The organism is Stutzerimonas stutzeri, from assembly GCF_024448985.1.
Lineage (GTDB): Bacteria > Pseudomonadota > Gammaproteobacteria > Pseudomonadales > Pseudomonadaceae > Stutzerimonas > Stutzerimonas stutzeri_AP.
The window spans coordinates 22,487-47,387 of sequence record NZ_JAMOII010000023.1; the positions used below are offsets into that span (position 1 = coordinate 22,487).

Annotated in this window: 21 protein-coding genes; 12 read left to right on the forward strand and 9 right to left on the reverse strand. The window is 62.7% G+C overall.

The window, feature by feature from the left end:
* Positions 1-214: 214 nt before the first annotated feature.
* The gene (locus NA647_RS17660; protein WP_256058862.1) at positions 215-3,685 is read right to left on the reverse strand and encodes an indolepyruvate ferredoxin oxidoreductase family protein; all 3,471 of its coding nucleotides are present in this window, start codon (positions 3,683-3,685) and stop codon (positions 215-217) included.
* Between the two features lie 238 nt (positions 3,686-3,923).
* Between NA647_RS17660 and NA647_RS17665 the strand changes: the two genes are divergently transcribed.
* Positions 3,924-4,391, forward strand: coding sequence for an Lrp/AsnC family transcriptional regulator (locus tag NA647_RS17665; protein ID WP_255964103.1), 468 nt, complete (start codon positions 3,924-3,926; stop codon positions 4,389-4,391).
* Here NA647_RS17665 and phnN read toward each other — a convergent pair.
* From phnN to NA647_RS17690, 5 genes are all read right to left on the reverse strand, one after another.
* The gene (phnN, locus tag NA647_RS17670) at positions 4,388-4,948 is read right to left on the reverse strand and encodes a phosphonate metabolism protein/1,5-bisphosphokinase (PRPP-forming) PhnN (RefSeq protein ID WP_256058863.1); all 561 of its coding nucleotides are present in this window, start codon (positions 4,946-4,948) and stop codon (positions 4,388-4,390) included. The genes NA647_RS17665 and phnN overlap by 4 nt on opposite strands.
* Positions 4,949-5,124: 176 nt before the next feature.
* Positions 5,125-5,541, reverse strand: a complete 417-nt coding sequence (locus tag NA647_RS17675; RefSeq protein WP_256058888.1) for a DUF192 domain-containing protein — start codon at positions 5,539-5,541, stop codon at positions 5,125-5,127.
* Between the two features lie 35 nt (positions 5,542-5,576).
* Positions 5,577-6,848, reverse strand: coding sequence for a cation:proton antiporter (locus tag NA647_RS17680; protein WP_256058864.1), 1,272 nt, complete (start codon positions 6,846-6,848; stop codon positions 5,577-5,579).
* A 61-nt stretch (positions 6,849-6,909) separates the two neighbouring features.
* Positions 6,910-7,698, reverse strand: a complete 789-nt coding sequence (locus NA647_RS17685) for a DNA-formamidopyrimidine glycosylase family protein (RefSeq protein WP_256058865.1) — start codon at positions 7,696-7,698, stop codon at positions 6,910-6,912.
* Positions 7,699-7,897: 199 nt separating this feature from the next.
* Complete coding sequence (locus tag NA647_RS17690) at positions 7,898-8,779, reverse strand: RluA family pseudouridine synthase (RefSeq protein ID WP_256058866.1); 882 nt, start codon at positions 8,777-8,779, stop codon at positions 7,898-7,900.
* Here NA647_RS17690 and NA647_RS17695 point away from each other — a divergent pair.
* The 5 genes from NA647_RS17695 to malE all read left to right on the forward strand — a co-directional run bounded on the left by NA647_RS17695 (position 8,778) and on the right by malE (position 14,797).
* Positions 8,778-8,906: a hypothetical protein gene (locus tag NA647_RS17695; RefSeq protein WP_256058867.1), complete on the forward strand. Its 129-nt coding sequence runs from the start codon at positions 8,778-8,780 to the stop codon at positions 8,904-8,906. The two genes, NA647_RS17690 and NA647_RS17695, sit on opposite strands and share 2 nt — an antisense overlap.
* Positions 8,907-8,952: 46 nt before the next feature.
* The gene (locus NA647_RS17700; RefSeq protein WP_256058868.1) at positions 8,953-9,747 is read left to right on the forward strand and encodes a DUF899 domain-containing protein; all 795 of its coding nucleotides are present in this window, start codon (positions 8,953-8,955) and stop codon (positions 9,745-9,747) included.
* A gap of 200 nt (positions 9,748-9,947) precedes the next feature.
* Positions 9,948-11,741: a thiamine pyrophosphate-requiring protein gene (locus tag NA647_RS17705; protein WP_256058869.1), complete on the forward strand. Its 1,794-nt coding sequence runs from the start codon at positions 9,948-9,950 to the stop codon at positions 11,739-11,741.
* Between the two features lie 156 nt (positions 11,742-11,897).
* Complete coding sequence (locus tag NA647_RS17710; protein ID WP_256058870.1) at positions 11,898-13,514, forward strand: methyl-accepting chemotaxis protein; 1,617 nt, start codon at positions 11,898-11,900, stop codon at positions 13,512-13,514.
* Positions 13,515-13,528: 14 nt separating this feature from the next.
* Positions 13,529-14,797 (forward strand): maltose/maltodextrin ABC transporter substrate-binding protein MalE, encoded by a 1,269-nt coding sequence (gene malE / locus NA647_RS17715; RefSeq protein WP_256058871.1) that lies wholly within the window; start codon positions 13,529-13,531, stop codon positions 14,795-14,797.
* A 65-nt stretch (positions 14,798-14,862) separates the two neighbouring features.
* Here the strand turns inward: malE and NA647_RS17720 are convergent, their stop codons facing one another.
* Both NA647_RS17720 and NA647_RS17725 read right to left on the reverse strand, forming a co-directional pair.
* Positions 14,863-15,129 (reverse strand): PepSY domain-containing protein, encoded by a 267-nt coding sequence (locus NA647_RS17720; RefSeq protein WP_256058872.1) that lies wholly within the window; start codon positions 15,127-15,129, stop codon positions 14,863-14,865.
* Positions 15,130-15,290: 161 nt separating this feature from the next.
* Positions 15,291-15,650 carry a copper-binding protein gene (locus NA647_RS17725; RefSeq protein WP_131650923.1) on the reverse strand — a complete coding sequence of 120 codons (360 nt, stop codon included), beginning with the start codon at positions 15,648-15,650 and terminating at the stop codon, positions 15,291-15,293.
* 157 nt (positions 15,651-15,807) lie between these two features.
* Between NA647_RS17725 and NA647_RS17730 the strand changes: the two genes are divergently transcribed.
* From NA647_RS17730 to NA647_RS17745, 4 genes are read left to right on the forward strand one after another with little or no spacing between them, the layout of a single operon-like run.
* Positions 15,808-16,116, forward strand: a complete 309-nt coding sequence (locus tag NA647_RS17730) for a PepSY domain-containing protein (RefSeq protein WP_256058873.1) — start codon at positions 15,808-15,810, stop codon at positions 16,114-16,116.
* Positions 16,116-16,421, forward strand: coding sequence for a PepSY domain-containing protein (locus tag NA647_RS17735; RefSeq protein ID WP_256058874.1), 306 nt, complete (start codon positions 16,116-16,118; stop codon positions 16,419-16,421). The genes NA647_RS17730 and NA647_RS17735 overlap by 1 nt, the downstream gene beginning before the upstream one ends.
* Positions 16,421-17,086 carry a response regulator transcription factor gene (locus NA647_RS17740; RefSeq protein WP_256058875.1) on the forward strand — a complete coding sequence of 222 codons (666 nt, stop codon included), beginning with the start codon at positions 16,421-16,423 and terminating at the stop codon, positions 17,084-17,086. Before NA647_RS17735 ends, NA647_RS17740 begins: the two co-directional genes overlap by 1 nt.
* Complete coding sequence (locus NA647_RS17745; RefSeq protein WP_256058876.1) at positions 17,083-18,411, forward strand: sensor histidine kinase; 1,329 nt, start codon at positions 17,083-17,085, stop codon at positions 18,409-18,411. The genes NA647_RS17740 and NA647_RS17745 overlap by 4 nt, the downstream gene beginning before the upstream one ends.
* A gap of 35 nt (positions 18,412-18,446) precedes the next feature.
* On the opposite strand, the gene NA647_RS17750 is transcribed toward NA647_RS17745, so the two are convergent.
* Positions 18,447-18,662, reverse strand: coding sequence for a hypothetical protein (locus NA647_RS17750; RefSeq protein ID WP_256058877.1), 216 nt, complete (start codon positions 18,660-18,662; stop codon positions 18,447-18,449).
* A 1,334-nt stretch (positions 18,663-19,996) separates the two neighbouring features.
* Here NA647_RS17750 and NA647_RS17755 point away from each other — a divergent pair.
* Together NA647_RS17755 and NA647_RS17760 are read left to right on the forward strand one after the other, a co-directional pair.
* Entirely contained in the window at positions 19,997-21,229 is a 1,233-nt protein-coding gene (locus NA647_RS17755; protein ID WP_256058878.1) for an exonuclease SbcCD subunit D C-terminal domain-containing protein, read from the forward strand.
* On the forward strand, positions 21,226-24,873 hold the full coding sequence (locus NA647_RS17760; protein ID WP_256058879.1) for an AAA family ATPase: 3,648 nt from the start codon (positions 21,226-21,228) through the stop codon (positions 24,871-24,873). Before NA647_RS17755 ends, NA647_RS17760 begins: the two co-directional genes overlap by 4 nt.
* Positions 24,874-24,901: the final 28 nt, after the last annotated feature.

The window sequence follows — 24,901 nt, forward strand, 5'->3', positions numbered from 1 at the left end:
GCTAAAGCGGAACGCCGCGCGCCCGCCCGACTCCGTAGCGCTACGCGTCAAGCCGCCGGCTCGAACAGCCGTACGGTCTGCACCTCGTCGCCGCGGTTCAGCCCGGTAGGGTGGGCTTCAGCCCACCACGTTGCTCGGAGATTCCGCTGGCGGATTGAAGCGGAACGCTGCCCGACCCACCCTACAAATCTCGCGAAGCGCTTTCGAACCGAACTCAAGCCGCTGGCTCGAACAGCCGTACGGTCTGCACCTCGTCGCCGCGGTTCAGCTGCTCCTTGAGCACCTTCTCCTGCTGGCGAGCCTTGGCGATGGAGCGCTCCTTCACCGGGCCATAACCGCGAATCTGCTCCGGTAACGCGGCGATCGCCACGGCGGTGCGGTAGTTGCTCGGCTTGAGTTGCGCCAGCAGCGCATCGAGGTTGCGTTCGTACTCGCTGATGAGCTCGCGCTCGACACGCCGGTCATGGCCGTAGCCGAACACGTCCAGTGGCGTCCCGCGCAGGAACTTCAACTTCGCCAGCACGCCGAAGGCGTTCAGCACCCAAGGACCGAGTTCACGCTTGCGTGGCTCGCCTGTGGTGCTGTCGCGCTTGGCCAGCCAGGCCGGCGCCAGATGGAACTGCAACTTGTAGTCGCCCTCGAACTGCGCCTCGAGCTGCTGGCGGAAATCCGGCTCGCTGTACAGCCGCGCCACTTCGTATTCATCCTTGTAGGCGAGCAGCTTGAAGTAGTAGCGCGCCACGGCCTTAGACAGAGCCAGGTCATCAGCGGTATCCACCGCACGCACGCGCTCGACAATGGTGCGATAGCGTTTGGCATAGGCCGCGTTCTGATATTGGGTGAGAAAGTCCACTCGCCAATCGACGATCTCTTGCAGGGTTTGGCAGCGCGGCTCAGCCATTTCTACGGGACGCGCCAGCTTCTCGACCGCCTCGCGCTCCAGCACCGCACGGCGGCCCCAGCGGAACGCCTGCTGATTCAGTTCTGCGGCAACGCCGTTGATGCTGATGGCTTTCTCAATGGCTTCGGAAGACAGCGGCAACAACCCTTGCTGATAGGCAAAGCCGAGCAGGAACAGGTTGGTGGCGATGCTATCGCCCAACAGTCGAGTGGCCAGATGCGTCGCGTCAATGAAGTGGGTCTTGTCGGCGCCCACTGCATCCATCAACGCTTCGCGCATGGCTTTGCCAGGCACCTGAGCATCCGGGTTGCGGGTGAATTCAGCTGTGGCCGACTCGTGACTGTTGATCACTGCATGGCTGATTCGATCATTGAGGCGGGTCAGCGAATCATCACCGGCCGCCACGATGAGGTCGCAGCCCAGCAGAAGATCAGTTTCACCCGCGGCGATGCGCACGGCGTAGATGTCGTCCTGCTTGGCGGCGATGCGAATGTGTGTCACCACAGGGCCGAATTTCTGTGCGAGCCCGGCCTGGTCGAGCACGGTGCAGCCCTTGCCCTCCAGGTGCGCAGCCATGCCCAGCAGTGCGCCAAGCGTCGTAACGCCGCTGCCGCCAACTCCTGGAATCAACACATTCCATGGGCGTTCTAGCGTCGGCCGCTGCGGTTCTGGCAGTTGATCACCCGCAATGCCGCCGGCCATCGCCTCGGGCTTGCGCAGCCCGCCGCCGTGCACGGTGACGAAGCTCGGGCAGAAGCCTTCGACACAGGAGAAATCCTTGTTGCAGGCGTTCTGGTCGATCTCGCGCTTGCGCCCCAGTTCGGTTTCCAGCGGCATGACCGCCAAGCAGTTGGACTTCTCGCCACAATCGCCACAACCCTCACACACGGCAGGATTGATAAATGCACGCTTGGCCGGGTCTTCCAGCTTGCCGCGCTTGCGCCGACGGCGCTTCTCGGTGGCGCAGGTCTGGTCATAGATGATCACCGAGACACCCTTGAACTCGCGCAGCTCTCGCTGGATGGCGTCCAGGTCGCGGCGGTGGTGAAAGCTGGTGATAGGCGCGAAGGTGTCGCGGGTCGGGTATTTGTCCGGCTCGTCGCTAACCAGCGCGATGCGCTTCACGCCCTCGTCAGCGACCTGCCGGCTGAGCTGATCGACGCGCAGTTCACCATCGATGGGCTGGCCGCCGGTCATGGCCACCGCATCGTTGTAGAGGATCTTGAAGGTAATGTTCACACCGGCTGCCACCGCAGCACGTACCGCCAGGCTGCCGGAATGGAAATAGGTGCCATCGCCCAGGTTCTGGAACATGTGCGGCGTGTCGGTGAACGGCGCCTGGCCGATCCAGTTGACGCCCTCACCGCCCATTTGGGTAAAGGTCTCGGTGCGCCGGTCCATCCACTGCACCATGTAATGGCAACCGATGCCGGCCGAGGCGCGGCTGCCTTCCGGTACTTTGGTCGAGCTGTTGTGCGGGCAGCCGGAGCAGTAATGAGGCGTACGCACAGTGTCGTAGCTACGGGCGGCCAGGGCTTTTTCCTTGGCCGACAGGAATGCCAGCCGCGCCTGGATGCTGTCGCTGGTATAGATCGGCGCGAGGCGTTTGGCGATCACCCGGGCGATCATCGCCGGGGTCAACTCACTGAGGTTCGGCAACAATGAATTGCCCTGCTCGTCGAACTCGCCAACCACCCGTGGCCGCTTGTCCAGCGGCCAGTTGTAGAGTTGCCCGGTGAGCTGGTCTTCGAGGATGCTGCGCTTTTCCTCGACCACTAGAATCTCGTCCAGGCCTTGGGCGAATTCGTGCACCGAGACCGGTTCAAGCGGCCAACTCATACCGACCTTGAGCACTCGCAGGCCAACCGAGGCGCACAGCGCTTCGTCCAGGCCGAGGTCATCCAGCGCCTGACGTACGTCGAGGTAGCTCTTACCGGTGGTGATGATGCCCAGACGCGGGTTCGGTGAGTCGAGCATGACCTGATTTAGGTTGTTGGCCCGGGCGAAGGCGCGTGCGGCGTAGATCTTGTAAAGATTAAGGCGTTTTTCCTGAGCCAGTGGCGGGTCCGGCCAGCGGATGTGCACGCCATCTTCAGGCAGTTCGAAATCATCGGGGATGCGCGTCTTTACGCGTAGCGGATCAACTTCCACCACGGCGGACGAGTCGACGTTTTCAGCAATGGTCTTCAGTGCCACCCAGCAACCGGAGTAGCGCGACAGCTCCCATCCGATGATGCCGTAATCGAGAATTTCCTGGACGTTGGCCGGGTTCAGCACGGGAATCGAGGCGGCGATGAAGGCGTGCTCGCTCTGATGCGGCAAGGTCGAAGACTTACAGCCATGGTCATCACCGGCCAGTAACAGCACGCCGCCTTTTGGCGATACCCCTGCCGCATTGGCATGTTTGAACACATCTCCGGCGCGATCAACACCCGGCCCCTTGCCGTACCACATGGCGAAAACGCCGTCGTATTTGGCTCCGGGAAACAGGTTGGTCTGTTGGCTACCCCAGACCGCCGTCGCCGCCAGTTCCTCGTTGAGGCCCGGCTGGAAATGGATGGCGTGCTGCTTCAGGTAATCGCGGGCTTCCCAGAGGCTTTTGTCCAGCATGCCCAGCGGCGAGCCGCGGTAGCCGGAAATGAAACAGCCGGTGTTCAGGTTCTGAGCCTGATCGCGCTGATGCTGAAGCATGGGCAGGCGGGTGAGCGCCTGGGTGCCGGTGAGGTACAGATGCCCGGTTGCGAGCCGGTACTTGTCATCAAGGCGGATCTCGGCCAATGACATGTGGCGCTCCTGTTTGTTTTTATCGGAGTCTGGATAGCGTCTTGAGCTATCCGCCTAACAGTCGTGGGCGGCCGCACGGTAAGCCGTCCCACGCCAGCGACCGGCAGGGGATCACCCCACCGTTGCGCGTTGGATAAGAGTTTGGCCGTGACGAAGAGAGATTTTATTTCTACTTTTGCGGTGTAAGCGCTGTTGCGTGCATGATCCATCCACTAACAACAACAAAAAGAGAACAACCATGCAGACCCCGCTGAGCAGCATCGACCGTAAGATCTTGCTGCTGCTGCAACATAACGCCGACTTGTCTGCTGCAGAGATCGCGGAAAAGGTGGAGCTATCGCAATCCCCCTGCTGGCGCCGCATCAACCGCATGCAGGAGGAAGGGCTGATCGAACGCAAGGTCGCCTTGCTCAACCCCAAGAAACTCGGGTTGAACATGACAGTGTTCGTCAACATCAAGCTGTCCGCCCATGGCCGCAGCAACCTCGACGAATTCGAGCGCGCCGTAGTGGGCTATCCCGAAGTGCTGGAGTGCCACACCATGGCCGGCGAGTCGGACTATTTGCTCAAGGTGGTGGCCAAGGACATCGACAGTTACGAGCGATTTCTACGCGATCACCTGCTGCAACGCCCCCACGTGCAGGAAGCCCATTCGCACATCGCGATGAGTGAAGTGAAACGCACCACCGAGCTGCCGCTGGACTAGGGCCTGGCGACAGGCGCCTGGTTGATCAGCTGGAGCAGACGCTGAACGGTCTGCTCCAGCGGCCCGGAATTGTCCAACAGCAACGCCTCGCCCTGCTCCGCTGCCCAAAACTGCTCGTTTCGCGCCAGCCGTGCTTCGATTTCCTCAAGCGACTCGCGCCCCCGCGCCAGCAGTCGCTGGCGCAGTACCGGCAGCGCCACCGTGAGCAATACTGGCAGCAGCTCCGGATAACGTTGGTGGGCCTCAGCCAGATAGGCTCGCGAGCCGTTGACCAGCACATCCTGGCCCGCTGCCAGCCAATCGTCGATTTCACGGGAAATGCCGTAGCTCAGGCCGTTGGCGCGCCAGTGCAGGGCGAAGGCGCCGGTCGCTTGCAGCTGCTCAAACTTCATGTCCGTCACCGCCAGGGCATCCTCCCCTACCGCCTCGGCGGAGCGGGTGATGGTGCGCCGCGCGATTCGGCACCCGCGTGCCTGCAACGGCTCACTAGCCGCCTGCAGCAGGCTGTCCTTGCCCGAGCCGGAAGGTCCCATCAGATAGATCAATCGCCCATTCATCGACCACCTTCTACGTTGTCGTTCACCTGTTGCTCGCCAACAGGACGGCGAATTGTAAAGGCTGGAGTACCTGTCCAGCATGCAGCGGCCGGCCGGATGAGCCGCCACGATGCCGCCGAAAGTCGAGCCGCCGCCCCTGTTTCGTTCATCATCAGCGGCGTCTAGCTAACCGACGGTCATTCTGCCAATGGAATTCCACCCACCCGATCGCCGACGCCTGCGCCGTGCTGACGAAACCAGCCCTGATTGACCTCCAGTGCATACCGCGCCGGTTTTTCCGAACAGCGGATCGCCGTACTCAGAGGCTCCAGGTCGATGACATCGACGATGCGCCCCTGCTCGTCCATGAAGGCAGCCGAGAGCGGTAGCGGCGTGTTTTTCATCCACAGGCAATGACGGCGAAAATCATCGAAGCGAAACAGCATGCCGCGGTCGGCTGGCAGCTCGGTGCGTTCCATCAGCCCGCGGGCACGTTCGTTTGGTGAACGTGCGTACTCAGCCTGCAGCCGCGCATCGCCCACGCTCAGATCGAGCAGAGGTTCGGCGCTCACGAACGAGGGCAGCAGGATCAGCGGCAGCCAGGCGGCGCGCATATGAATGACTCCAGACATGTCCATGATTGCGTCGCTCAGTGCTCGTCCGCCGTAGCGGGCTGCGTGCCATGCAGTGAACGCACCAGCGGCCCAACCGTCAGGCCTTGAAAAAGGATTGAGACCAGCACGACGATGTAGGTGAGACTCAGCAGCAGATCACGCTCCTCTCCTTGCGGCAACGACAGCGCCAGTGCGACCGAGACGCCACCGCGCAGCCCGCCCCACGACAGGATGCGTATGGTACCTCGCGTAATCTGCCGGTCACTGATGCCACGCAATTTTCGCAGCGTGACAATCATCGGCGCCACGGTCAGCACGCGTGACAGCAGCACCGCACCGCCTAGCAGCATCGCTGCCACCATGTGCAGCCAGCCGAACGGCAGGATCAGCAGCTCTAGACCAATGAGCGCGAACAGCAGCGCATTGAGGATTTCGTCGATCAGCTCCCAGAAACCGTCGACGTAACGCCGCGTGCTGTCGCTCATTGCCTTCTTGCGGCCCTGGTTACCGATGATCAGGCCGGCCACAGCCATCACGATAGGCGCCGACACGTGCAGATGGGTCGCCAGCGCCGAGCCGCCGAACACCAGCGCCAGGGTCAGCATCACCGATGGCTGATGCTCATCGACTTTGCTCAACAAATAGAACACGCCGAAGCCCAGCACGATACCGAGCACGATGCCGCCTACCGCCTCCTTGGCGAACAACAGGCCGAAGTCGGCAAGGCTCGGCGTCTGGCCAAGGCTCAAGACACCCAGCAGGATGCTGAACAGCACCACGGCAGTGCCATCGTTGAACAGCGATTCGCCAACGATGGTGGTTTGCAGCGGTTTCGGCGCGCCGCTGGTTTTGAGAATACCCATCGCCGCGATCGGGTCGGTCGGCGAAATTAGCGCACCGAACAACAGGCAATAGATGAAACCGATATGCCAGCCGAACAGTTCGAAAATATTGAATGCGAGCCAAGCTACCACCAAGGTGGAAATCAGCACGCCACCAGTTGCCAAAATGCCGATGGGCCATTTGTAGCTGCGCAGGTCGTCAAGGTTGACGTGCAAGGCGCCGGCGAACAGCAGCGCGGGGAGGAACCAAGTCATCAACACCGTGGAAAAGTCGATGCGACTGACGATTTGCTGCATCTCGGTTTCGAGCACCGGGTATCCCAGCGCCGAGCACCCGAGCGCGATCATCGACAGCACCAACGCCGTCAGCATCACCCCAATCGTCGGCGGTAGCTTGATGAAGCGGTAGTTGATGTAGGTGAAGAAGGTGGTCAGCGCTAGGAACGCCGCCGCGAGGTCGAGCATCGGGAACTCCATTCAGATCGTTAGCAGGCTATTTTATCGATTCGCCGCCTAGATGTTGCGATCACTCGTCTGCGTCTTCCAAGGCAGGCTGCTTGACCTGCTGCATATCGTCGACGGCGCCGTAGCGCTTTTGGCAGCGTTCGCAATAAAAGCTGCGGCGTTTGCTGCGGCCTAGCGCTTTGGCCTTTACGAATGGAATCTTGCAGCGCGGGCAGGTGGTTTTGGTGTGGGCCAACCAGTGCTTCTTGAGTGTCCCTTCGCGTTTCCACTGGAGGAAATCGAAGCTGTAGGTCCGGACCTCTCGCGCCAACTCGCGCAACTTGGGCGCCGGCAGATCGCCAATCAGCGACAGCGGGTGAATGCGGGTACGAAACAGCACCTCGTTCTTGATGATATTGCCGGAGCCGGAAAACAGGGTTTGGTCCAGCAACGCATCGCAAGCCAGCAGCCGCGGTCGTACGCGCAGTTTCTTCAGCGCGGCGCGACTGTCCCAGGCGTCACTCATCACATCGGCCGTCCAGTCGTAAGCCTCATCCAACGGGCCTTCGATGAATTGCACCGAGCAGCCGTAGAAATTCAGCTCGCCGTTGGCAAAGCCCAGGCTCAGGCGCGGCGCGGACTCCTTGCGCTCGTTGATGCGATAGCTGCCGAACAGCAGCAGATGGATGCGCAGCGATACGTCGTCCAGCTCGATCAGGAAGTGCTTGCCCCAACTGCGAAAGGAACGCACCGACTGACCGACCAACCGTGATTTGTCGAGTTTGCTATTACCCTCCGCGCGCTCGATGGTCTTGCCCGTGAACGCGGCAACTTCTTCGCGAAGGATGACGATGGATGGACCTTCAGGCATGGCGGCTTTACTTCGGTTCGTAGACAGGAATATCGACTGGGACCCGCCAAGAAGGTGCCGTTAGGCAACCAAGTCCTGTAGAAGCAGGATGCCAGGTGCTTGTAGGGCACCCGGCACCTCGATGGTGAAGTTGATTGCCAGCAAGCTGGCGATCCAAGAGACGTCGGGCGCAACTGATGCGTCAGAAGAAACCTATCCGCTACCAATCAAGCTGCAGGCGACTCTCGAACCGGCGTAGCTCGCCTGTCAGCGGATCGCGGAACGCCAGCCCGCGCGCCAAGAGCTTGAGCGGCTTCGAATAGTCGTCCTGCTCACGCCGGCCGCGCTCGATCAATTCGGGATAAAAGGGATCGTTACAGATGCCGGCACCCAGCGTGGCCATCTGCAAACGCAATTGATGCTTACGACCCGTGACCGGATAGAGCGCATAACGCCAAAGCTCGCCACGACGATCGAGCACTTCGATGCGCGTCTCGCTGTTGGGCTCGCCCTCGCCGCGCTTCATCAGGAAGAACGGCTCGCCATCGATCATGTGCAACCGCTCTAAACGCGGAAATTCCAGTTCAGGCAGCGCCGGGCAGATCGCTTCATAACGCTTGTCGATACGTCGCTCCCGGAACAGTGCCTGATAACGCCCCCGACTCGCTGGATTGGTTGAAAACAGTACCAACCCGGCCGTCAGTCGATCGATGCGATGGATCGGCACCAGATCGGGATTTCCCACACGCTTGCTCAGGCGCGCCAGCAGGGTTTCGTTGACGTATTCACCGGCCGGCATTACGGGCAAGAAGTGCGGCTTGTCGGCGACCAGCAGGTGATCGTCCTGATGCAGCACTTCTTCCTTGAAAGGGATCGGCTTCTCGTCCGGCACCTCACGGAAGTAATAAACCTTCAACCCGACCTGATACGGATGATCGAGCGCCAGTGGCTGCCCGTCCGCACCCAGGACGCGGCTACGGGCGAAACGATCAAGCCAGGTGGCCCGGTCGATCGTATGAAAATGCGCGCACAGACAGTCGAGCACAGTGGTCCAGTTACCTTGCGGGAGATGCAGGGTGCTGCGGGCGTTGGGAGCGGGCATGGCGGCGATGCTGGAGGAAACGGCCGTCGATGATACCCGACTGAACAGGCTGCGCCTCAGCGGCAACTTTTCTATTCGACTCGTGCCCGGTGTCGATTTGCGCGAGGGCCAATCGACCATCTCATGAACGCATCGGAATCCTCGATGCGCGCCGCGCAACCGGAGGCCTCACGATGCAAAACCATCCGATCGTTTCCCGCCAGCAATGGCTGGCCGCCCATACCGAGCATCTTCTCAAGGAAAAGCAGGTGACCCGTCAACGCGACGCCCTCGCCGCCGCCCGTCGCGAGTTGCCCTGGACACTCGTGGATAAGGATTACCGGTTTCAGGACGCACAGGGTCCGGTGCGGCTGGACGATCTGTTCGATGGACGCAGCCAACTGATCATCAAGCACTTCATGTTCGGCCACGACTGGCAGGAAGGCTGTGTGGGTTGCTCGTTCGAGATGGATCACCTGCAGGGCACCCTGGTGCACCTGGCCAATCACGACGTGAGTGTCGTCGCCGTGTCGCGCGCGCCCTTTGCGACCCTCGACGCGTTTCGTCAGCGTATGGGATGGCCGGTCCGCTGGGTGTCGTCTGCCGGCAGTGATTTCAACCGCGACTTCCACGTCTCGTTCGATCCTGAAGACATTGTCGACGGAAAGGTATTCCACAACTTCACGTGGGAGCCGTTCGTCTGCGAGGAGCTATCGGGATTCAGCGTGTTCTATCGCGACGAAGATGGTCGCATCTTCCACACCTTTTCAGCGTACGGGCGCGGAGCGGAGGAGTTGCTGGGCAGCTATGTGCTGCTCGACATGACGCCCAATGGCCGCAACGAGAACGGCCCGCAGCACAATATGACTGATTGGGTTCGTCATCACGACCGCTACGGCAGCGGCGACACCGTCGATATCACCGGGCGTGCCAGACCAGGCGATGCCACCGCTTCTGCCGACTGTTGCCATCAGGCCGACCCTCAGTAAATCAGCAACGTGGGTAGGGCGGTGCTCCGCTTTCAGTTCGCAAAAACGGCGCTTCGGAACGATACCGGTGGGCTGAAGCCCACCCTACGACGGGTAGCCGGCGAACCCTGCCGCGATCGCCCGGTCCAGACTAGAACACTCAGCACCGAGGTCCCGCTCCGGTTGCCTGAGCACTTCGAGTCCAGACAAGGCGAGCCCCCATGGCAATGACAGTTGGCGACTACCTGATCGAACGTCTCTACCAATGGGGCGTTCGGCGCGTCTACGGCTATCCGGGCGATGGCATCAACGGCGTGTTCGGCGCGCTCAACCGCGCCAACGAAAAGATTCGCTTCATCCAGGCGCGGCACGAGGAAATGGCCGCCTTCATGGCCTCGGCTGACGCCAAGTTCGACGGCGGTCTCGGGGTTTGCATCGCCACGTCCGGCCCCGGCGCGACACACTTGCTGACCGGACTCTACGACGCGCGCATGGATCACATGCCGGTGTTGGCCATTACCGGTCAGCAGGCACGCACGGCAATGGGCGCGCACTACCAGCAGGAAATCGATCTGGCGTCGATGTTCAAGGATGTCGCTGGCGCATTCGTGCAGCAGGCCAGCGCACCCGCTCAAGTTCGGCATCTGATCGACCGGGCGATTCGCACAGCGGTAGGTCAGCGCACGGTCACTGCGATCATTCTGCCCAACGACCTGCAGGAAATGGAGTACAGCGAGCCGCCGCGCGCCCACGGCGCAGTGCATTCCGGTATCGGCTACACGCGGCCCAAAGTGGTGCCCTACGAGGCGGATCTGCAGCGAGCCGCCGAGGTGCTCAACGCCGGAGAAAAGGTGGCGATTCTCGTCGGTGCCGGCGCGCTGAATGCCACCGATGAAGTCATCGCCGTAGCGGAAAAGCTCGGGGCCGGCGTTGCCAAGGCGCTGCTGGGCAAAGCGGCAGTGCCGGACGACCTGCCCTGGGTCACCGGCTCCATCGGCCTGCTTGGCACTGAGCCGAGCTACAAGCTGATGACTGAGTGCGACACCTTGCTGATGATCGGCTCGGGCTTTCCCTATTCCGAATTTCTACCCGAAGAAGGCCAGGCGCGTGGCGTGCAGATCGACCTCAAGGCCGACATGCTCAGCACCCGCTACCCCATGGAGGTGAATTTGCAGGGCGATTCGGCGGAAACCCTGCGCGCACTGTTGCCGCTGTTACAGCAAAAGACCGAGCGCTCATGGCGAGGCGAGATCGAAAAATGGCGTGCCGACTGGGACGACACCCTGGAAAAACGCGCCTTGGTCACGGCCGACCCGATCAATCCGCAGCGAGTGGCGTTCGAGCTTTCGCCGCGCCTGCCGGACGCGGCCATCGTCACCAGCGACTCGGGCTCCTGTGCCAACTGGTATGCCCGTGATATCAAGCTGCGGCGCGGCATGATGGGTTCGTTATCCGGCGGGCTGGCGTCAATGGGCGCGGCGGTGCCCTACGCCATCGCGGCCAAGTTCTGTCATCCGGAACGCTCGGTGATCGCCATGGTAGGCGACGGTGCGATGCAGATGAACAACATGGCCGAGTTGATCACCGTCGCCAAATACTGGAAGGAATGGCGGAACCCGCAATGGATCTGCTGTGTGTTCAACAACGAAGACCTGAACCAGGTGACCTGGGAACAGCGCGCGATGGAAGGCGACCCGAAGTTCGAAGCTTCGCAGAACATCCCCAACGTGCCCTATCACCGCTTCGCCGAATCCATTGGCCTGAGGGGCATCTACGTCGACCGCGAAGACCAGGTCGCCGCCGCCTGGGATGAAGCCTTCGCCGCTGATAGGCCGGTGCTGATCGAGTTCAAGACCGACCCCGACGTGCCGCCGCTACCTCCGCACATCAAGCTGGAGCAGGCGAAGAAGTTCGCCACTACGCTGCTGCGCGGCGACCCGAACCAGGGCGGCATCATCAAGCAGTCGGTCAAACAGGTACTCAGCAAGGTAATGCCAAAGCAAGATAAGGACTGAGCCTGCGCCGCAAGCCGCACCCCTGCGCTGCGATCAGTCTTGCAAGCTTCGGCTTACCGTTCGGCAGGTAAGGCTCAAGAGAACGTCGTCCTAGCCGAAAGCCCCCTGTTCACTGCCGTCTCATTGCGGCAGACCACATAGGTTCAAGGGGCTTGCATGACCATCAAACTTCGCCTGATCGCACTAGTGTCGATCGCCTTGCTGTCACTGTTCGCCGTAGGCGCGCTGGGGCTGATCCAGCTGCGAACGCTCGACGAATCAGTCGCGCACATCACTCGCCATGAAGTACCGCGCCTGGTGGATGCGAAAACCTTTGCCGGTCGCTACCAGGAACTGCGCGGCATCATTTTCCGCCACATTGCCGATCCCGATTCCGCGCGCAAGCGAATGCTCGACGAGCAGCTACAAAGCAAGGGGCGTGAGCTGGACGAGGATCTGGCTCGGGCTATCGCCGACGCCCGCTCGGAGGAGGCCAAACGCGCACTGGAAGAATTCCGCAAGACGGTCAACGCCTACCTGATCGTCGGCGAGACGGCGCTGGCCCGCTCGCGGCAGAACCAGACCGAAGCCGCGATGGAACTGGCCTCCAGCCCGTTCATCGAGGATGCCGCCATTCTAACCGGGCAATTGGCGGATCAGCTGTCCGACGATGCCACGACCGCCCTGAACAACACGCAGCAAGCGTCCGCCGAGGCCTATCGCACATCTTTCCGACTTCTGCTGGGCATCGTACTGGCGGCGCTGGTGGTGATGATGGGCTTCGGTCTTACCCTGGGCCGCTCGATCATGTCGCCCTTGCAGGCGATGCGACGGACTGTCATGACCATCGGCGAAACGCTCGACCTCACCCGTCGTGTCGGATCCCGTTCGAACGATGAGATCGGCCAGACCGTACAGGCCTTCGACACCATGATCGAAGCCCTGCAGCGCAGCTTCAATGATCTGGCCAGGAACGCCGAGGATGTTGGCCGTGCCGCCGGCGTGCTACGGGTCAACGCCAACGAATTCTCGGGCAGCTCCGTCGCCCAGGCCGACGCGGCAACGCAGATGGCCGCCGGCGTCGAGGAAATGACCGTCAGCATCGACCACGTGGCCGAGCGCGCAGAGGACGCCGCCAAGCTCTCGACCGAGGCGGGCAACCGTGCCGCCGAAGGCGTCGCGGTAGTACAAAGCACCATCGACGACCTGGGCATGATTGCCGAAGAAGTGAACGGCACCGCCGAGAGCGTGCACAACCTGCAGCAAGAAACTACGCGCATCTCCACCGTCACCGGGGTGATCGGCGATGTTGCCGCGCAGACCAACCTGCTGGCGCTCAACGCGGCGATCGAAGCCGCGCGCGCCGGGGAGCAGGGCCGCGGCTTCGCCGTGGTAGCCGATGAAGTACGCAAATTGGCAGCCCGCACCGCCGAATCCGCCGCAGAGATCACCGGTATCGTCGCTGCCATCGAACAAGGCGCTAACGATGTGGTGAAGCGCATGCAGCAGGCCGTACATACGGTCCAGCAGAGCGCCAGCCGGGCGGAGGAAACCGGCGTTGCGGTACAGGCGATCCGTACCGCCTCGAATCAAACCGTGGAGCTGGCAGCCGAGATTTCATACGCCATTCGCGAACAAAGCGCAGCCAGCAACCTGATCGCCGTACAGGTGGAAAAGATCGCCTCGATGAGCGAGACCAACACGGGCACCGCCAACCAGACCTCCAGCCAGGCCGATGACCTGCACGGACTGGCTGAGCGAATGCTGACCGACATTTCCCGTTACCGTTACTGAGGCAGGGGCCGACCATGCATTTGAAATCAATCACAGTCCTGTTGCCGCTGTTGCTCGTCTGCCTGAACGCCTCGGCGGCCGAGCCAGGCAAGCTCCTCATCTGGATCAACGCTGACAAAGGCCACGGCGGTCTGCAACAGGTCGCGAACCGTTTCACCGAGGCGACCGGTATCCCGGCTAAGGTGGAGCACCCTGATGATCTCGCAAAGAAATTCGAAGAGGCCGCCCATAACGGCAGCGGACCGGACATCATCCTCTGGCCGCAGGACCGTCTCGGCGACTTCATCGCCAAGGGTCTGGTCGTCCCTGTCGAGCCGCCACAGGCGCTGCGCGAAGCGCTGGTTTCCGTAGGCTGGGATGCCTTTACGGTTAGCGGACGGACCTGGGGTTATCCGGTCGGCGCCGAAGCCATCATGTTGCTCTACAACAAGGCGCTGATACCCGCCCCGCCGTCCTCATTCGAAGAAATCGAGGCGCTGGATAGCGAGCTCGGCAAGCGCGGCATCGATGCCATCGGCTGGGATTACACCAATGCCTACTTCAGCTGGCCGCTCTTGGCGGCCAATGGCGGCTATGTGTTCAAGCGCCAGCCCGACGGCAGCTACGACACGGGGGACATCGGCATCGATAACGCGGGCGCTGTGGCGGGTGGTCGCCTGTTGCGCCGCTTCATCGACAGCGGCGTACTGCCGCAGGGTGGAATGCCCGGTGACGCCGCGCAGCAGGCGATGCACGCCGGCAAACAGGCCATGTGGATAACCGGGGCCTGGTCATGGGAAGGATTGCGCCGGGCCGGTGTGGACTTCGGTGTGGCGCCGTTGCCGACCATCGAGGGGCAGCCTGCTCGCCCCTTCGTCGGCGTCATGGGCGCGATGATCGCTGCGCAGAGCCCAAACGGCGCAACAGCCAAGCAATTCATCGAAGGCTATCTGCTGGACAGCGAAGGGCTGCGCACGGTGAACGCCGACAAACCCATCGGCGTACCGCTGAACAAGCGGTTGTTCTGGGATATGGTCACGGATGAGCACCTTCGGATATCGATGGATGGCGTCACCTTCGGACGTCCGATGCCTTCAGCACCGCAAATGAGTCTGTTCTGGGAAGCCGCCAACGCCGCGCTGCTGGATATCGCACAAGGCGCCGATGAAGCCACAGCGCTAGGTAATGCGGCACGGCAGATGCGGGGTGTAGAAATCTTGGCCGAGCCCTCCACTTCGTCGGTCATGGAGCCTGACGAAGCGGTTTCCGAAGACGCGCCGGATACTGATGAGGAGGCGCTGTAACCCGACCGCTTGCGATCTTATGGATAAATCGGCCCGCCTCCAGTCGCTGTGGCGGGCCGCTGCGATCAGTCTTCCTTGTCGTGGGTGATTTCCCCGGTCCTGCCGTCCATCTTGAACTCCCAGGTCTTGCCATCGGCCTTGGTGCCTTCGCCTTCCCAGGAATTGTCATCCGCATCGATCGAATGAAGCGTGGTATAGCCGGCGGCCTTGGCTTTTTCCACGGCCTGTTCGAGCGTGATCCAATCAGCGCCCGGCTTGTCCGCCAGGGCGATTCCGCTGGCGCCTCCGAGAATGGCGATGGCAAGAGCTGCGGTCAGTTTCTTGTGATACATGAGCGTGATCCTCGCGATGATTCATCGATGCGAGCCGCAACCAAACTGTGTGAAAGCTACTGCGCTTTCACACGGCTTGTAACGCGGCCCCTGTTGAATACGAGGTCTGCAGTCGGCAAAGGGTTCCTTACAACCCGTCTGCCATGGGTAACGAGACTGTGTCAGCGCTTGTCGATGGAGACAATCGCCGCCTCGTCGCCCTCGCTCTGAAAGCCGATCCGGACCGCATCGCCCACGGCCAGACCCTCAAGTTGTTCCGGTCTGACTTGAAACGCCATAGTCGAAGCCGGCCACTTCAGCGCCGGGACCGGGCCGTGGGCGATGGTCACCACGCCTCGCTCGCGATCCATGGCCTCGATCGAGCCGGTGGCGCGTATGACCGGTTCGGAGACCATTTCGGTGGCGGGCCCGGCGTCAATATCCGGCGATGGGGCCGGCGTTGCGGGCTTGAGCAGATCTTCGGCCAGCGCAGGCTGGGCAAGCAGCGCCAGACTTAGCGTGACGCAATGAAGCGCTTTCATGACAGACCTCCCGATACAGGTGGACGTACGCGCATTGGACAATCGGGCCGCATCTATTGCTGCTGGCGAATGCTTTTTCGTCGCGCGCTCGTTCAGCTTGGCGTAAGCCGCGGCTCGTAACCTGTGAATCGTCGAAACCCACACAGGAAAACGAAACATGAAAACACTGACTACGCTGATCACTGCCGCCACCCTCGCCTTCGGCGCTAACCTTGCAATGGCCCGCGACCTCGGCCCGGACGAAGCGCTCAAACTACGCGACGCCGGCACCATCCAGTCGTTCGAGAAGCTCAACGAAGCCGCACTGGCCAAGCACCCGGGCGCCACCGTCGAGGAAACCGAGCTGGAAGAAGAGTACGGTCGCCACATCTATCAGGTTGAATTGCGCGACGACAAAGGTGTGCAATGGGACATGGAACTCGACGCCAAGACCGGCGAAGTGCTCAAGGACCATCAGGACGACTAATGCGTGCCACCTTCTTCCTAGCGACTCCCTTGGCTCTGCTGCTCGCCGCCACCCCGGCGGCGAGTCGCGATCTCGATCAGGACGAAGCCCTGCGGCTGCGCCGCGAGGGGCTGATCATGCCGCTCGAAGCGCTCTTGCAGCGCGCCATGGAGCGCTATCCGGGAGCCCGGCTGCTGGAAGCCGAGCTGGAGGAAGATGACGGCATCTACGTTTATGAAATCGAATTGCTGACCACCAACGGCATCGCTCGCGAGTTGGAAATCGACGCGCGCGATGGCCGTCTGATCAAGGATGAAGAGGACTGATGCGCCTGCTACTGGTCGAAGACAGTGTGCCACTGGCAGACGAACTGATCGCCAGCCTGACCCGCCAGGGCTATGCCATCGACTGGCTGGCCGATGGCCGCGACGCCGATTACCAGGGCAGCAGCGAACCCTATGACTTGATCGTTCTGGACCTTGGCCTGCCCGGCAAGCCGGGGCTCGATGTATTGCGCGCCTGGCGCGCACGGGGTTTGGCGACGCCAGTGCTAATCCTCACCGCCCGCGACTCCTGGGCCGAACGCATCGAGGGGCTGAAAGCCGGCGCCGACGATTACCTCACCAAACCCTTCCATCCCGAAGAATTGCTGCTGCGCATCCAGGCGCTATTGCGCCGCGCCCACGGCGTGGCCAATCAGCCGCTGTTACAGGTTGGCGGGCTGGCGTTGGACGAGGCGCGCCAGCGCTGCAACAAGGACGGCGAGGACATCGACCTGACCGCTGGCGAGTTCCGCCTGTTGCGCTATTTCATGCTGCACGCCGGTCAGCTGCTGTCCAAAACCCAACTGGCCGAGCATCTCTATGACGGCGAAACCGAGCGCGACTCCAATGTCATCGAAGTGCACGTTAACCGTCTACGCGGCAAACTCGGCCGCGAGCTGATCGAAACCCGCCGCGGACAGGGCTATCGCTTCGGCGGCACGCCTTGAAGTCGATTCAGCGCAGCCTCAGCCTCGGGCTGGTTTGCGCCCTGCTGCTGGTCGGCCTGCTGCTGGTGCAAAGCAGTCTGTGGCTGTTCGAGGCAGGTTTGCGGCGCAACCTGGCGACCGATCTGCGCGAAGAAACCGAAGGACTACTGATCGCGATGGTCCAGGGCACCGATGGCTTCAAGCTGGACTCGAGTCGGCTGAACCCACGTTATCAGCGGGCGTTTTCCGGTCACTATTTCCGCATCGAGCTGCCCGAGCGCAGCTGGCGATCGCGCTCTCTATGGGACGCCGAACCGGCCTGGCCAACGCGCAACGGCTTGGCGAGCGACCTGGTGGGTGGCCCGCAGGAGCAGCGGCTACTGGCCTACCGCGCCGAATATCGCCGCGATGGCCAACGCATCGTCATCAGCGTCGCGCGTGACTACACGCCGATCCTCAAAAGCTTCGCTCAGGTTCGGCTTGGGGGGCTGGGGCTAATCGGCGTCGCGCTGCTGGCGCTCTTGCTGCTGCAACGCTATGCCGTGAAGCTCGCCATGCGCCCATTGGAACGTGCCCGCCAGCAGATCGCTCAACTACAGCAGGGCCAGCGCCAGCAGCTGGATATCCAGGCGCCAATCGAACTGCAGCCACTGGTGGAGCAAATCAATCACCTGCTGGCACACACCGACGACACCCTCAAACGTTCTCGGCACGCCCTGGGCAATCTAGGTCACGCGTTGAAAACCCCGCTGGCGGTGCTCGGCAGCCTCACGCAGCGCAAGGAGCTGGCAGCCCATCCGCGACTGCAACAGGACCTGAGGGAACAACTGGCGCAGGTCCAGCAGCGCGTCTCCCGCGAGCTGGGTCGCGCCCGTCTGGCTGGCGAGGTGTTACCCGGCGCCTATTTCAATTGCAACGAAGAACTCACGCCGCTATTCGAAACGCTGAGGATGATCCACCGTCGCGATCTCAATCTGCATTGGCAAACCCATCAGGATTGCCGCCTTCCCTGGGACCGCGAGGACATGCTCGAACTGCTCGGCAATCTCTTGGACAACGCCTGCAAATTCGCCCGTTCGGAGGTGCTACTGAGCATCGATCAGACGCCGGATGGCTATCTCATTCAGATAGAAGACGACGGACCGGGAATCCCCGCCGACCGCCGCGAAGCGGTAATGGAGCGCGGCACTCGCCTGGATGAGCGTGCCGAAGGGCATGGTCTGGGGCTTGGCATCGTGCGGGATATTCTGACGGCCTGGAACGGCCGGCTATCGCTGGAACAGAGCGATCTGGGCGGATTGCGGGCGTGCATTCATCTGCCGACGCAACAGCGTGGGCGAAGCTAAACCGGGAGGCGAAGAACAGCGGATGGAGCGGGGAATCACTGTGCGCGGGCCAGCTCGTTGCGCATGTCTTCCAGAATGGTTTCGACCAACAGGCCGTTCTGTACCTGCCGCCCTGAGACCATTCGAATGGCTTCGGTACCGTTGATGGGATAGCCGATACGGACGACCAGATATCCATCGTCCTGCGGCTCTACTCGGGTCTTATAGTCACGAGGGAAATGATCGGCAAGGTGGCGGGACAGGGTTTTCATGAATGCCTCAGGCGCTGGGTCTGACACAAAGACCCAGCAATGCACGAGGAGATTCCGACCGCTCATCGGATGACCGTCTGTCGACAAGAAACTGTAACCTACACGGCCCGCCAGGTTCGGCCCCGGTCCGTCAGTATCCCAGCAGCGGCCTCTGACGATGATGCCGAGGTTGCTTGGCTGGATTGAAGCGCGACTTGAACGCGCGCACGCCGACTAGCGATCGAACCCTACGCGAGGCTGAGAGCAGAGCAGAGCAGAAGGCATCATCGCAACCGACTACGCGATGGAGACCGGCGCGCGGTGCATCGAGACGCGTGGAGTGCTGGTTCACTATGCGCTGCAGCGTTACCAGGCCAATACGGCGGCGCAGTGGATTCAGGTGCCGAACTGCAAACATTGAAGAGGTGGTTTGTATTGATGAGCCCGCCAGACAACATCGCGCTCCGTAGAGGTGAACGTGTTCGCCCGTTGCGGATTGGCTACGGACGGCGGCATGTCCTCTGTGGAGTCTGCCAATTGGCCAAGTTGCCGCTCCGTCGTTTTTTGCAGGAGCGAGGGGGGCGTCGAGCCCTTGCTCGCGAAATGGTGCCGGCGGCGCGGGTATTTTTATATGTCGCCGCGCTTACGGTGCCCCGGACCTCAGGTTTCGCCCTGCTGGGCGCCTCACTTTTTTCAAACGCCAAAAAAGTAAGCAAAAACGCTTGCCCCTGCATCCGGGTCTCGCTGCGCTCGACTTCCCTCATTCCATCCCCGTTCCGGGGGCCGGCGTACAAGGGCCATCCCTGGCCCTTTACGCCTCTCGCGGCATCCATGCCGCTCGCTCCCCTCCACGAGGATTCCATTCGGCCTTCTGAAAGGGGCGTTCGGTGTCGTCTGGTAGATCGTGCTCAGGCAAAACGACAAACTGTTTTAAGGCAAAAATGGTCAGGTAGACGTTTCAAAGTTTTAGAAGCCGCCGCTGCACCGTGGCAGGTGCAGATGGATGGGACGCAAACGACTGTTCACTCGCTCTTTTCATACGATCTATCAGACAACACCGAATCGCCCCTTTCAGGAGGCCGAGCGCAGGTGGCGCGGAAGGGGTTGAGCGGCATGGATGCCGCGAGAGCCGCGATGGGCCATGGATGGCCCTTCGCGGCGGGCCCCTGGAGCGTCACCGGAGCGAGGGAACCCCGGCGCAGCCGGGGCCGGATGCAGGGGCAAGACCTTTTGGTTCCTTTTGGGGCGACTGCCAAAAGGGACTCGCCCAGCAGGGCGAAACCAATGCTCAAGCCACCGGCGGCAATGAGCAAAAACCAACCAGCCCAAAGCCACCTCAAGAAAACCCTAAACCCATGCGCCTGATCCACACCTCCGACTGGCACCTCGGCCAGACCCTCCACGGCCAGGACCGCGACTACGAACACGCCCAGTTCCTCGCCTGGCTGCTCGACCAGCTCGTTGCCTACACAGCAGACGCCCTGCTCATCGCCGGCGACATCTTCGACACGGTCAACCCGCCGCTCAAGGCGCAGGAACGCCTGTACGACTTTATCGTCCGCGCCCACGAGAAGCTGCCGCAACTGGACATCGTCATGATCGCCGGTAACCACGACTCCGGCGGACGCATCGAGCTCCCCGGCCCGCTGATGAAGCGCCTCAACGCCCACGCTATCGGCCGCATCAGTTGGGTCGCCGAAGGCCAGCTCGACCACGAACGACTACGGGTGCCACTGCACGATGCCAACGGCCAGATCGCCGCCTGGTGTCTCACTCTGCCCTTCCTGCGCCCCGCGGAAGTCACTGGCTTCGATACTGGCGATGACTACATGGCCGGCATCCGCCATGTCCATCAACGCCTGATCGCCGCCGCCGAGGCCGCGCGCCAGCCCGGCCAGGCGCTGATCGCCATGAGCCATGCGCACATGGCCGGCGGCGCGGTGTCGGAGGAATCCGAACGCAACATCGTCATCGGCAATGCCGAAGCGCTGCCGGCCAGCCTGTTCCCCGAATCCATCGCCTATGTCGCCCTCGGCCATCTGCACAAGCCGCAGCAGGTCGCCGGCCAGGCGCGCATCCGCTATAGCGGCTCGCCGCTGCCGCTGTCCTTCGCCGAGGTGAATTATCCGCATCAGGTGCTGCTGGTCGAACTCGATGGCGATCGCCTTGAAAACATCGAAAGCCTGCCGGTGCCGCGTGCGGTGGAGATGATCCGCATCGGTCGCGCGCCGCTGGCCGACGTGATCGCCGCGCTGGAGGCGTTGCCTCAGGTCGGCCTGTTCAGCGAGAACCTGCCCTGGCTGGAAGTCCGCGCGCTGCTCGACGAGCCTTTGCCCGACCTGCGCCAGCGCATCGAAACGGCGATCACCGGAAAGGCCTGCCGGCTGGTGCGCATCGCCAGCGAATATGCAGGCAAGCGCGGCGAGGCGGAATCTGAAGTGCTGCTCGGCCTCGACCAGATCAGCCCGCAGGAGCTGTTCGCCCGCGCCTGGGAAGTACAGTTTGGCAACCCGCCGGACGAACAAGCGCTGGACGACTTCGCCAGCCTGCTACAGACCGTGGAGTTCGGCGAAGGAGAGGACAGATGAAAATCCTCGCCATCCGCCTGAAAAATCTCGCATCGCTCGCTGGCGAGCAGATCATCGATTTCACCGCCGAGCCGCTGGCCAGCGCCGGCCTGTTCGCAATCACCGGGCCGACCGGCGCCGGCAAGAGCACCATTCTCGATGCGCTGTGCCTGGCGCTGTTCGGCAGCACGCCGCGGCTGGACAGCGTCTCGCCGCTGAACAAGGTGCCCGACGGCGACGCCGACATCGGCGGTGGTGACGAACGCAACCTGCTGCGCCGCGGTTGCGGCAGCGGTTATGCCGAGGTGGATTTCATCGGCGTGGACGGCCACCGCTACCGTGCGCGCTGGGAGGTCAAGCGCGCCCGCGAGAAGACCGACGGCCGCCTGCAGGCCAGTAGCCAAAGCCTCACCGATCTGGACAGCGGGCAACTGCTGGCCAGCGGCAAGAAGCGCGAATTCCGTGAACTGCTCGAAGCCCGCCTGGGTTTAAACCTGGCGCAGTTCACCCGCGCCGTACTGCTCGCCCAGAGCGAATTCGCCGCCTTCCTCAAGGCCGACGACAACGAGCGCGGCACACTGCTGGAAAAACTCACCGACACCGGTCTCTACAGCCGTCTCGGCCTGGCGGCCTTCGAAGCGTCCAAGCGCGCCCGCGAAGCGCTGGGCCAGCTGCAACAGCAGGCCGGCGGCATGCAGCCGCTGGAACCCGAGGCACGCCAAGCGCTGGAGGACCAGCACAACCAGCAAACAACGGAACTGAAAAGCCTGCAGCAACAGCTCAAGGCACTGGACCAGCAACGTCAGTGGCTGACTGAGCTGCGGCGCCTGGAAAACGAACACAGCGTCGCGCGCGCACAGTTGCAGGAGGCCGAAGACGAGCAGGAGCGCCTCGCCGACGCTCGGCGCATCCTCGCCCTGTTCGAGCAACTGGCACCGCAGCGCCACCGTTTCATCCGCGCGAGCGAACTCCCGCCGTTGCTGGCAAAGACCGACGAGACCCTTACCCGTCACGAGCGCGAACAGGCTGAAGTGCAGCGCCGCCTCGATGAACTGGAACAGGCCTGCCGTACCGCGACCGAGACACTTGAAGCCGCCGAACAGGCACTCAAGTCCGCCGAACCGGCGCTCGCCCAGGCGCGGCGTGAAGAAGAACGGCTGAGCCATCTCGCTAATGACCTGCGTGAAGCACGCGAGCAAGCCGAGCAGACTGACGCAGCCACTAAGGCTGGCGAACTCAAACTCACCCAACTACGCCAGCAGCAGGAACAAGCCGCCCAGCAACTCGATGCCCTCGGCGAACAGCTCGCCCGCAGCGCCGAATTGCAACCGCTGTGCGCGGCCTGGAATGGCTACCGCCCGCGCCTGCAACAAGCCGTGCAGATCGCCGCCCGTCTGCGCCAAGGCCGCGCGGAACTGCCGGCGCTGGAAACCGCCGCCCTTGCCGCCGAAACAGCCCAGGCGACCACGCGCCAGGCACTCGATGCGTTGCAGACGCAGATCGGCGGTGAGATCAGTGAGCAACTGGCGCAGCTTACGACGCAGCTTGAGGGCTGGCGCGCAGCCGAGCGCGAGTTCGAAACCCTGCAGCGTCTCTGGTCGCGCCAGCAGCAGCTCGTCGCTCAACAAAACCACCTGCAGAACGAACAAAGCCGCCAGCAGAGCGAACTCGAGGCGCTGATTCAGGCTGGCAAGGCCGCCCGCAACGAACGCGAAGATGCACAAAAAGCGCTGCAACTGGTGCAGGCCCTGCTGGAACGCCAGCGACTGGCCCGCAGCGCCAATGTCGAGGCCCTGCGCGCCGCGCTGGTGCCGGGCGAACCGTGCACCGTCTGTGGCAGCCTCGAACATCCCTGGCACGACGGCCAGGCGCTGCTCGCCGCTCTGGACCAGCAGGACGAGCGCGAAGCCGAGCAGGCCAACCGGCAACTTCAGGTCCAAGACGAGCGCCTGCAAGCGTTGCGTGACCAGCACATCGCCCTGACTGGCGAGACCAAACGGAACGCGCAGCGCCTTGCGGAAATCGCCGAGGAACTGGCCCTGCTGCAACCGCAACTGGCTGCCCTATCCGCCTACACCGAACTGCTGCCTCAAGCGCAAACGGATCAGCAGTCCTGGCTCGACAGCCGGCTGGCCACCCTCAAAGCTGACATCACCGCCGCCAACGCCCGTCAGCGCGAACTGCTCACCTTGCAGCAGCGCAGCGAAGCACTGCACCAGGCTTGGCAGAGCGCCCGGGAAACCTGCGTCCAGGCCACCCAGGCGCTGGAAGGGCAACGCGACGACATCGCCCGTGACGACGCACGGCTCGACGAAGAGCTGGCAGACTTTGCCCGCCTGTTGCCCACCGCCCTGCTCGAGCGTTGGCGCGAGGCGCCCGCCGATACCTTCATGCAGCTCGACGGCCAGGTCGAGGCCCGCCGGCGGCAGCTTGAGCAGCAAGTGCAGCTGACCGAACTACAACAGCAATGCCAAACCGCGCTGGAGCACGAGCAGCTGCAACAGCACCATCGCCTCGAACGGCATCAGGCCTGCGCCACGCGTCTGGCCGAACTGCAAACTCGTGAACAAGCCTGCAGGCAGAGCCTGCGCCAAAGTCTGGGTCAACAACCCAGCGCCCAGGCCTGGCAACAGCAACTGGAACAGGCGATCCAGAATGCTCGCCAGCGGCAGGCCGAGGCCGACCGGCAAATGAACGATGCTCGACTCGAACTTACCCGCCTGGCCAGCGAGCAGCAGAACTGCCGCCAGCGCCGCGACGAATTGCTGGCCGAACGCCGTGCACTGGACGAAGAGCTCGCCACCTGGCGCCGCGCCCACCCCGAGCTGGACGACGCGACCCTCGCCCAGCTGCTGCATATGGAGGACGCCTTGCTCGACGAAGCACGTCAGCGCCTGCGCGATAACAGCGAACAGCTCGCCCGCAGCCGCGAGCGCCTGGAGGGCTGCGAACAGCGAATCGCCGCACATCAACAGCAGCACACCGAGATGCTGGACGCCGAAAGCCTCGAGCAGCAATTCGCCACGCAACAGGCCAGCTGCGACCAGGCCGAACGCCACTGCGCCGAAACCCTCGCCGCGCTGCTCGATGACGACCGGCGGCGCAACCAGAGCCTGGCCCTGCTCGAACAGATAGAGGCGGCCACGACCGAACACCAGCGCTGGGGTCGCATCGCCGCGCTGATCGGATCGAGCGACGGCGGCGCCTTCCGCAAGATCGCCCAGGGCTACAACCTCGACCTTCTCGTACAGCACGCCAACGTCCAGCTGCGCCAGCTGGCTCGACGCTATCGCCTCAAGCGCGGCGGCAGCCCGCTGGGGCTCTTGGTGATGGATACCGAAATGGGCGATGAGCTGCGCTCGGTGCATTCGCTCTCGGGCGGCGAGACCTTCCTCGTCTCGCTGGCACTGGCGCTGGGCCTCGCCTCGATGGCGTCGAGCAAGCTCCGGATCGAGTCCCTGTTCATCGATGAAGGCTTCGGCAGCCTGGATCCCGAGTCGCTGCAGATCGCCATGGACGCGCTGGATTCATTGCAGGCCCAAGGCCGCAAGGTCGCGGTGATCAGCCACGTCGCGGAAATGCACGAGCGCATTCCGGTGCAGATTCAGGTGCAGCGACAGGGCAATGGGCAGAGCGGGCTGCGCATCGTGGACGGGGCGGGCTGAGCTAAAGAAACGGGATCGGCGGCGTGCC

Excerpts from the sequence above, each read along its gene's own strand:
- NA647_RS17660 (WP_256058862.1), bottom strand. The coding sequence starts at position 3,685 with ATGTCATTGGCCGAGATCCGCCTTGATGACAAGTACCGGCTCGCAACC.
- NA647_RS17665 (WP_255964103.1), top strand. The coding sequence starts at position 3,924 with ATGCAGACCCCGCTGAGCAGCATCGACCGTAAGATCTTGCTGCTGCTG.
- phnN (WP_256058863.1), bottom strand. The coding sequence starts at position 4,948 with ATGAATGGGCGATTGATCTATCTGATGGGACCTTCCGGCTCGGGCAAG.
- NA647_RS17675 (WP_256058888.1), bottom strand. The coding sequence starts at position 5,541 with ATGCGCGCCGCCTGGCTGCCGCTGATCCTGCTGCCCTCGTTCGTGAGC.
- NA647_RS17680 (WP_256058864.1), bottom strand. The coding sequence starts at position 6,848 with ATGCTCGACCTCGCGGCGGCGTTCCTAGCGCTGACCACCTTCTTCACC.
- NA647_RS17685 (WP_256058865.1), bottom strand. The coding sequence starts at position 7,698 with ATGCCTGAAGGTCCATCCATCGTCATCCTTCGCGAAGAAGTTGCCGCG.
- NA647_RS17695 (WP_256058867.1), top strand. The coding sequence starts at position 8,778 with ATGGCGGCGATGCTGGAGGAAACGGCCGTCGATGATACCCGACTGAAC.
- NA647_RS17690 (WP_256058866.1), bottom strand. The coding sequence starts at position 8,779 with ATGCCCGCTCCCAACGCCCGCAGCACCCTGCATCTCCCGCAAGGTAAC.
- NA647_RS17700 (WP_256058868.1), top strand. The coding sequence starts at position 8,953 with ATGCAAAACCATCCGATCGTTTCCCGCCAGCAATGGCTGGCCGCCCAT.
- NA647_RS17705 (WP_256058869.1), top strand. The coding sequence starts at position 9,948 with ATGGCAATGACAGTTGGCGACTACCTGATCGAACGTCTCTACCAATGG.
- NA647_RS17710 (WP_256058870.1), top strand. The coding sequence starts at position 11,898 with ATGACCATCAAACTTCGCCTGATCGCACTAGTGTCGATCGCCTTGCTG.
- malE (WP_256058871.1), top strand. The coding sequence starts at position 13,529 with ATGCATTTGAAATCAATCACAGTCCTGTTGCCGCTGTTGCTCGTCTGC.
- NA647_RS17720 (WP_256058872.1), bottom strand. The coding sequence starts at position 15,129 with ATGTATCACAAGAAACTGACCGCAGCTCTTGCCATCGCCATTCTCGGA.
- NA647_RS17725 (WP_131650923.1), bottom strand. The coding sequence starts at position 15,650 with ATGAAAGCGCTTCATTGCGTCACGCTAAGTCTGGCGCTGCTTGCCCAG.
- NA647_RS17730 (WP_256058873.1), top strand. The coding sequence starts at position 15,808 with ATGAAAACACTGACTACGCTGATCACTGCCGCCACCCTCGCCTTCGGC.
- NA647_RS17735 (WP_256058874.1), top strand. The coding sequence starts at position 16,116 with ATGCGTGCCACCTTCTTCCTAGCGACTCCCTTGGCTCTGCTGCTCGCC.
- NA647_RS17740 (WP_256058875.1), top strand. The coding sequence starts at position 16,421 with ATGCGCCTGCTACTGGTCGAAGACAGTGTGCCACTGGCAGACGAACTG.
- NA647_RS17750 (WP_256058877.1), bottom strand. The coding sequence starts at position 18,662 with ATGAAAACCCTGTCCCGCCACCTTGCCGATCATTTCCCTCGTGACTAT.
- NA647_RS17755 (WP_256058878.1), top strand. The coding sequence starts at position 19,997 with ATGCGCCTGATCCACACCTCCGACTGGCACCTCGGCCAGACCCTCCAC.
- NA647_RS17760 (WP_256058879.1), top strand. The coding sequence starts at position 21,226 with ATGAAAATCCTCGCCATCCGCCTGAAAAATCTCGCATCGCTCGCTGGC.